This window comes from Bradyrhizobium sp. NAS80.1, from assembly GCF_001908205.1.
Lineage (GTDB): Bacteria > Pseudomonadota > Alphaproteobacteria > Rhizobiales > Xanthobacteraceae > Bradyrhizobium.
Genome location: NZ_LGHL01000186.1, coordinates 1 through 6988 on the forward strand (window position 1 = coordinate 1; position 6988 = coordinate 6988).

6 protein-coding genes are annotated in these 6988 nt (G+C 62.0%); 4 read left to right on the forward strand and 2 right to left on the reverse strand.

Annotated elements, in window-relative coordinates:
- Window positions 1-717: 717 nt before the first annotated feature.
- From AC629_RS34685 to AC629_RS34695, 3 genes are all read left to right on the forward strand, one after another.
- Complete coding sequence (locus AC629_RS34685) at window positions 718-2115, forward strand: NfeD family protein (RefSeq protein WP_084809274.1); 1398 nt, start codon at window positions 718-720, stop codon at window positions 2113-2115.
- Complete coding sequence (locus AC629_RS34690; protein ID WP_084809270.1) at window positions 2112-2873, forward strand: slipin family protein; 762 nt, start codon at window positions 2112-2114, stop codon at window positions 2871-2873. Before AC629_RS34685 ends, AC629_RS34690 begins: the two co-directional genes overlap by 4 nt.
- A gap of 77 nt (window positions 2874-2950) precedes the next feature.
- Complete coding sequence (locus AC629_RS34695; protein ID WP_084809271.1) at window positions 2951-3844, forward strand: haloalkane dehalogenase; 894 nt, start codon at window positions 2951-2953, stop codon at window positions 3842-3844.
- 119 nt (window positions 3845-3963) lie between these two features.
- Here AC629_RS34695 and glnA read toward each other — a convergent pair whose 3' ends face one another.
- Both glnA and AC629_RS34705 read right to left on the reverse strand, forming a co-directional pair.
- Window positions 3964-5373, reverse strand: a complete 1410-nt coding sequence (glnA, locus tag AC629_RS34700; protein WP_084809272.1) for a type I glutamate--ammonia ligase — start codon at window positions 5371-5373, stop codon at window positions 3964-3966.
- Window positions 5374-5525: 152 nt separating this feature from the next.
- Entirely contained in the window at window positions 5526-5864 is a 339-nt protein-coding gene (locus AC629_RS34705) for a P-II family nitrogen regulator (protein ID WP_007603495.1), read from the reverse strand.
- Window positions 5865-6243: 379 nt separating this feature from the next.
- Between AC629_RS34705 and AC629_RS34710 the strand changes: the two genes are divergently transcribed.
- The coding region (locus AC629_RS34710; protein ID WP_084809273.1) for an NAD(P)H-hydrate epimerase at window positions 6244-6988 on the forward strand (745 nt) is incomplete at its 3' end.

Sequence of the window (6988 nt, forward strand, 5' to 3'; positions counted from 1 at the left end):
CCATTGGCTTTGAGGACGATCCAGATGGCGGATGTGGCGCCTTTCACCTCATCGCGAGAATTTTGCGACCGCTCAGATTTTGAGTTTTTCAACACAATCGGCGGCGGACATCGCCGCGACCGGGTTTGAGCTTAGCAAGTGACCAGAAGCAGACTTCGTCCAATGTCTGTCTGCGCCATTGCTGGCTGGGTCAAACGGACTTGCATCGGCGCGGGTTAGTTTGAAAGATTGCCACCCGGGCCTCATGGGAAACTTCTCCGGCCTGTCGTCGGACGCAACGCTGCCCCCTTTGACGAAGCCGACAAAAATAATGGCCAGGAAGCCGAGCGCGCTGAGAGCCGTCAATCCTTGGAACGGGGTCCTCGTCATTGCGAGCGAAGCGAAGCAATCCAGACTGCCGCCGCGGAAACACGCTGGATTGCTTCGCTTCGCTCGCAATGACGGAGAACGCGAAGACGCCGCACTATCCGCTCACCCCGCATTCGCCCTGGTTTCCTTCACGGCCGCCACGAGCTGGTTGAGCGTAAATCGAACTGCTGCCCTCTCTCGAGAGCCAGGGGTCATCGGGACGGCATCCCAACCTCGCATCGTTGACAGGTCAACTCGCCATCCTGCGGGCCGCTTCCATTGCGTCGCACAATCACGGCAGCGGCCGACATGCGGCTGCATTGAGGTTCTGAAGACGAACACCATATGGTCTGCAAGGGAGCCCTTGCCGTGCAGACCATAAAGGCAGCCCTCGTTGCGGCGATTGGCGTCGTCGCTTTGATCCTCTGCCTCCTTCCTGGCTCAGCGGAGGAGAACCGCCGTCTCGCACTGACAGTTTCGATCGACGGAGCCATTGGTCCTGCGTCGGCCAGCTATGTAAGGGAGGCCTTGGCCGAGGCAGGCGAACGGCACGCCGAGGTCGTGATTCTGAGAATGAACACGCCCGGCGGTCTCAACTCCAGCATGCGCGAGATCATCGCGGATGTGCTTGGCTCGCCCGTCCCCGTCATCGGCTACGTCGCTCCGTCCGGCGCCCACGCGGCGAGTGCGGGGACTTATATCCTTTATGCGACCCACATCGCGGCGATGGCGCCAGGCACCAATATTGGTGCCGCGACGCCGGTGCAGATTGGCGGGCCGCTGCCGGGTCTGCCGAGCGGTACCCCGGACAAGGGCGACAAGGACAAGAAGGACGGTGACCAGAAGGGAGAGCCAAAGGATGCCATGACGGCAAAGGTGACCAATGATGCGGTTGCCTTCATCCGCAGCCTTGCGGAGCTGCGCAACCGCAATGCGGACTGGGCCGAAAAAGCGGTCCGCGAGGCTGCCACGCTCTCCGCCAATGGCGCGCTCCAGGCCCATGCGATCGAACTCGTTGCGCGCGATCAGGCTGAATTGCTGAGAGAGCTCGATGGCCGTGTGGTGGAGGTTGCAGGCGGCAAGACGCTACGCCTCGCGACCAGGGATGATGTCGTTGAAGCCCTCGACCCCGGATGGATATCCCGCTTCCTGGCGGTCATCACCGATCCGAACGTGGCGTTCATTCTCCTGATGGTCGGCATCTACGGCCTGCTCTTCGAGTTCATGTCTCCCGGTGCAGTCGCCCCGGGAGTCGTTGGCGCGATCTCCCTGCTGATCGGCCTCTATGCACTTAATCTGCTGCCCATCAACTATGCCGGCCTTGCCCTGATGTTGATCGGAATCGTGCTCCTCACCATCGAGGCCTTCAATCCGACCGTGGTGATCGGTTTCGGAGGGATCATCGCATTCTTGCTGGGAGCGCTGATGCTGTTCAGGAGCGAGGCGCCCGGCTATCACCTGTCATGGTGGGTGATTGGCATCACTTCGGCCGTGTTCATCGGGTTTATTCTCGTCGTGCTTGGTTCGCTTCGGCGCATCCGCAAGGCTCCTGCACGGGTCGGCGCGCAGGCCATGCGGGGCTCGCCTGCCGAGGTTCTCGACTGGAATGGAACCGAAGGCCACGTCTTCACCCATGGTGAGCGCTGGCGGGCGCGCAGCGCCGAAACCTTCAAGCCCGGAGAGATGGTCGAAGTCGCCAACATTGTCGGTTTGACGCTGCTGATACAGCGCGCGCCAGCCCGGACCGGCGAGGGAGGTATGCCATGACGCTCGAAGCCCTGACCTATGCAGCGCTTGCGCTGCTCGTGATCATATTTCTATCGCAGGCAATTCGAATCCTGCGCGAATACGAGCGTGGCGTCGTATTTACGCTCGGCCGCTTTACCGGCGTGAAGGGCCCGGGCCTCATCCTCCTGATTCCGGTCGTGCAGCAGCTCGTAAAGGTCGATCTGCGGGTGATGGTGCAGGTGGTGCCGCCCCAGGATGTGATTTCGCGGGACAACGTGTCGGTCAAGGTCAACGCCGTTCTGTACTTCCGCATCGTCGACCCCGAGCGCGCCATCATCAAGGTCGGTGATTATATGGCAGCGACCAGCCAGCTCGCCCAGACCACACTGCGCTCGGTGCTTGGCAAGCATGAGCTCGACGAGATGCTCGCCGAACGCGACCGGCTGAACGCCGACATCCAGGAGATCCTCGACAAGCAGACCGACGTCTGGGGCATCAAGGTCACCGGGATCGAGATCAAGGACATCGACATCAACGAAACCATGGTGCGCGCGATCGCCAAACAGGCCGAGGCGGAGCGGTTGCGGCGCGCCAAGGTGATCAATGCGACGGGCGAGCAGCAGGCCGCCGAAAAGCTCGTCGAGGCGGGCCGGATTCTCGCGCAGGAGCCGCAGGCGATGCAGCTACGTTACTTCGCGGCTCTGCACGACATCGCCGGCGAACGGTCGTCGACCATCGTCTTTCCGCTGCCAACCGGCCTGCTCGACCATTTCATGCCGCGGCGCGACAACCCGTAGCCGGCAACGTGCTTGTGCAGCGGCGTACGGCAGCGTAGTGCATCCGGCGCATCGCGACCAATCCAGGGGAGGTTGACATGACGACGGTCTTGCGGACGCCGGATACACGTTTTCACGATCTTCCAGGATATCCCTTCGCGGCAAACTATTGCGACGATCTCACAGGTTATGCCGGCCTGCGCATGCACTATCTCGACGAGGGCACGAAGAACGCTCGCGTTGCGCTCTGTCTGCATGGGCAGCCGACGTGGAGCTATCTCTACCGCAAGATGATTCCCGGTCTCGTATCCTCCGGCTACCGGGTCATCGCGCCGGACATGTTCGGCTTCGGTCGTTCCGACAAACCCGTCGACGACGCCGTCTACAGCTTCGACTTCCATCGCGACAGTCTCGTTGCGCTCATCCGCGCGCTCGATCTTCGTCGCGTGACGCTGGTCTGTCAGGACTGGGGAGGCCTGCTCGGTCTCACCATTCCACCGGACATGCCGGATCGCTTCGAGGGGCTGCTGATCATGAACACGATGTTTGCGACCGGCGACCGCCCGCTCACCAAAGGCTTTCTCGACTGGCGTGCGTGGAATAACGCAAATCCGGACATGGCCGTCGGCAAGCTCCTGTCACGGGCCTGTCCGCAGCTTTCGTCCGCGGAAGCCGACGCTTATGATGCCCCGTTCCCCGATGCCACCTACAAGGCCGGCGTGCGTCGATTCCCCAACCTCGTACCCGACCATCCCGATGCCGGCGGTGCGGCGATGTCTTGTAGGGCCCGGGAGTGGTGGGGTACTGAATGGAGCGGCAGAACCGCGATGGTGATCGGTATGAGCGATCCCGTTCTTGGGCCCGCCGTGATGGCGGACATGCGCCGGACGATCCGCAACTGCCCCGAGCCGGTAGAGCTCGCCGTTGCCGGACATTTTGTTCAGGAATGGGGTGATGATGTGCTGCGCGGCGCGCTTCCACAGCTGTCCTGAGCGATCGGCACGCATGACCCAGGATGGGCTCTGCTGCGCTCCACCCATCCGACACGCTCCAAAACGAAAAGGCGCCCCTTTCGGAGCGCCTTTTGTTTGTCGCATACTGTTCGGGCCGCTTAGCCCGAGTAGTACATGTCGAACTCGATCGGGTGCGGGGTCATTTCGAAGCGCTCGACCTCGGTCATCTTCAGCTCGATGAAAGCGTCGATGAAGTCGTCGTCGAACACGCCGCCGGCCTTCAGGAAGGCGCGGTCCTTGTCGAGGCTTTCGAGTGCCTCGCGCAGACTGCCGCACACCGTCGGGATCTGCTTCAGCTCTTCCTTCGGCAGATCGTAGAGGTCCTTGTCCATCGCCGGACCCGGATCGATCTTGTTCTTGATGCCGTCGAGGCCGGCCATCAGCATCGCGGCGAAGGCGAGATACGGATTGGCGAGCGGATCGGGGAAGCGCACCTCGACCCGCTTGGCCTTCGGCGAAGCGGTGTAGGGGATGCGGCAGGAGGCCGAGCGGTTGCGCGCGGAGTAGGCGAGCAGCACGGGGGCCTCATAGCCCGGAACCAGGCGCTTGTAGGAGTTGGTCGACGGGTTGGTGAAGGCGTTGATCGCCTTGGCGTGCTTGATGATGCCGCCGATGTAGTGGAGGCAGGTCTCCGACAGGTCGGCATATTTGTTGCCGGCGAACACCGGCTTGCCGTCCTTCCAGATCGACTGGTGCACGTGCATGCCCGAGCCGTTGTCGCCGTAGATCGGCTTCGGCATGAAGGTGGCGGTCTTGCCGTAGATGTGCGCGACCTGGTGGATGCAGTACTTGTAGATCTGCATGTGGTCGGCCATCAGCGTCAGCGTGTCGAACTTCATGCCGAGCTCGTGCTGGGCGGAAGCGACTTCGTGGTGATGCTTCTCGACCTTGACGCCCATCCTGGCCATGGCGCCGAGCATCTCCGAGCGCATGTCCTGCACGGAGTCCTGCGGCGGAACCGGGAAGTAGCCGCCCTTGGTGCGGATGCGGTGGCCGAGATTGCCGCCTTCATATTCGGTGTCGGAGTTGGTCGGCAGCTCCGAGGAGTCGAGGCGGAATCCGGTGTTGTAGGGACCGCTCGAGAAGCGCACGTCGTCGAACACGAAGAACTCGGCTTCGGGACCGACGAACACGCTGTCGCCCACGCCCATCGACTTCACCATCGCCTCGGCCTTCTTGGCGATGCCGCGGGGGTCGCGGTTGTAGGGCTCACCGGTGGTCGGCTCGAGCACGTCGCAGGTGATGACCATCGTGGTCTCGGCGAAGAACGGATCGATCGTCGCGGTCACCGGATCGGGCATCAGGGTCATGTCGGACTCGTTGATCGCCTTCCAGCCGGCGATCGAGGAGCCGTCGAACATCGTTCCTTCGGCGAAAATGTCTTCATCGATCATGCTGACGTCGAAGGTGACGTGCTGCCACTTGCCGCGCGGATCGGTGAAGCGCAGGTCGACGTATTTGACGTCGTTGTCCTTGATCGATTTCAGGACGTCTTTGGCGGTCTTCATGCATACCCCTTTTGGCTCTGCGGGTCGGTTTACAGGTGAGCAAAATTGTTCTCGCTTTTGGCGAGTTCGCGCGCGATCGCGCAAATGAATTCAGGCCGCCGAAGCAGCCTTATCTCCTGTCAGAGTGTCGCAAAATTCGGATAGCACCCGGCTCAGATAGCGTCCAGCCCGGATTCGCCGGTCCGGATGCGGATCGCCTCTTCGATGTTCGAGACAAAGATCTTGCCGTCACCAATGCGACCGGTCTGCGCAGCGCGGCGGATCGCGTCGATGGCGCGCTCGACGAGGTCGTCGCCGATCACGATCTCGATCTTCACCTTGGGCAGGAAGTCGACGATGTATTCGGCACCGCGGTAAAGCTCGGCATGGCCCTTTTGCCGGCCGAAGCCCTTGGCCTCGGTGACGGTGATGCCCTGAAGGCCGACTTCCTGAAGCGCTTCCTTCACCTCGTCGAGCTTGAACGGCTTGATGATGGCTTCGATTTTCTTCACTGCGCGCCTCCCGGCCTTTCGATCAAATAGCAACGTCTTCGTCAGGATGCGCTTTTCTCACGCATGATCTTGTCTTCGCTAGGCCGGGATGCCTGGTCAACCCGGCGGCGGCCAGTCACACCCTGATAAGATGCCAGTGAGCACGACGAACCGAAGCGGCTTCCTCGAAAGCAGGGTCTATGCCAAATTGCAAATGCCCTGATTATTGGAGCGTTATCAGCCTTTTAACGAGCATCTTTGATAGGTGGAGCCGGCTGACCCAAAATACCGCAGACTACAAAATAGGCAAACGGTTCAATATCTGTGCAGATGGATGTTTCGTCCGCCGGATCGGCACGGAAGATGCCTGTTGAAGAGGCGTTTGTACAAGGGAAGTGGCATGGAAGTTCTGACCAACGCTGAAATGCAGCGGGCTGACCAACTCAGCATCACGGCCGGCACGCCCGGCTTCAAGCTGATGCTCAGTGCGGGTCAGGCGGTCGCCGAAGCCGCCAACGCGCTGGTGGAGGAGGGGCCGATCCTGATCGTGGCTGGCCCCGGCAACAATGGCGGCGACGGGTTTGTTGCGGCCGCCGAGCTCGCCGCTCAGGGGCGCGACGTCTCGGTGATCCTGATGTGCGAGCGCGATCAGCTCAGGGGTGATGCGGCCTCAGCCGCGCGCGGCTGGAAATATCCGGTGCTGCCCTTCAACCCGCAGGCGATCGGAAAGCCCGCGCTGATCATCGATGCGCTGTTCGGCGCGGGCCTCAGCCGTTCCGTTGATGGCGAGGCGCGCGCGATGATCGAGGCGATCAACGCCAACGGCGCGCCGGTGCTTGCCGTCGACCTGCCGAGCGGCATCAATGGTACCAGCGCGGCCGTGATGGGCACCGCCGTCAATGCCACCGAAACCGTGACCTTCTTCCGCAAGAAGCCGGCCCACCTGCTGCTGCCGGGCCGCATGCATTGCGGCCGTGTGCGTGTCGTCGACATCGGCATCGACGCGCAGGTGCTGGACGAGATCGCGCCGCAGATCTTCGAGAACGATCCGGATTTCTGGGGCGCCGCCTTTCCGGTGCCGCGCATCGACGGTCACAAATATGCGCGGGGCCATGTGCTGGCCATCTCGGGCGATGCGGCCGCCA

What these genes read in the sequence shown, in the direction of transcription:
- AC629_RS34695 (WP_084809271.1), top strand. Translation starts at nt 2,951, where the DNA reads ATGACGACGGTCTTGCGGACGCCGGATACACGTTTTCACGATCTTCCA.
- glnA (WP_084809272.1), bottom strand. Translation starts at nt 5,373, where the DNA reads ATGAAGACCGCCAAAGACGTCCTGAAATCGATCAAGGACAACGACGTC.
- AC629_RS34690 (WP_084809270.1), top strand. Translation starts at nt 2,112, where the DNA reads ATGACGCTCGAAGCCCTGACCTATGCAGCGCTTGCGCTGCTCGTGATC.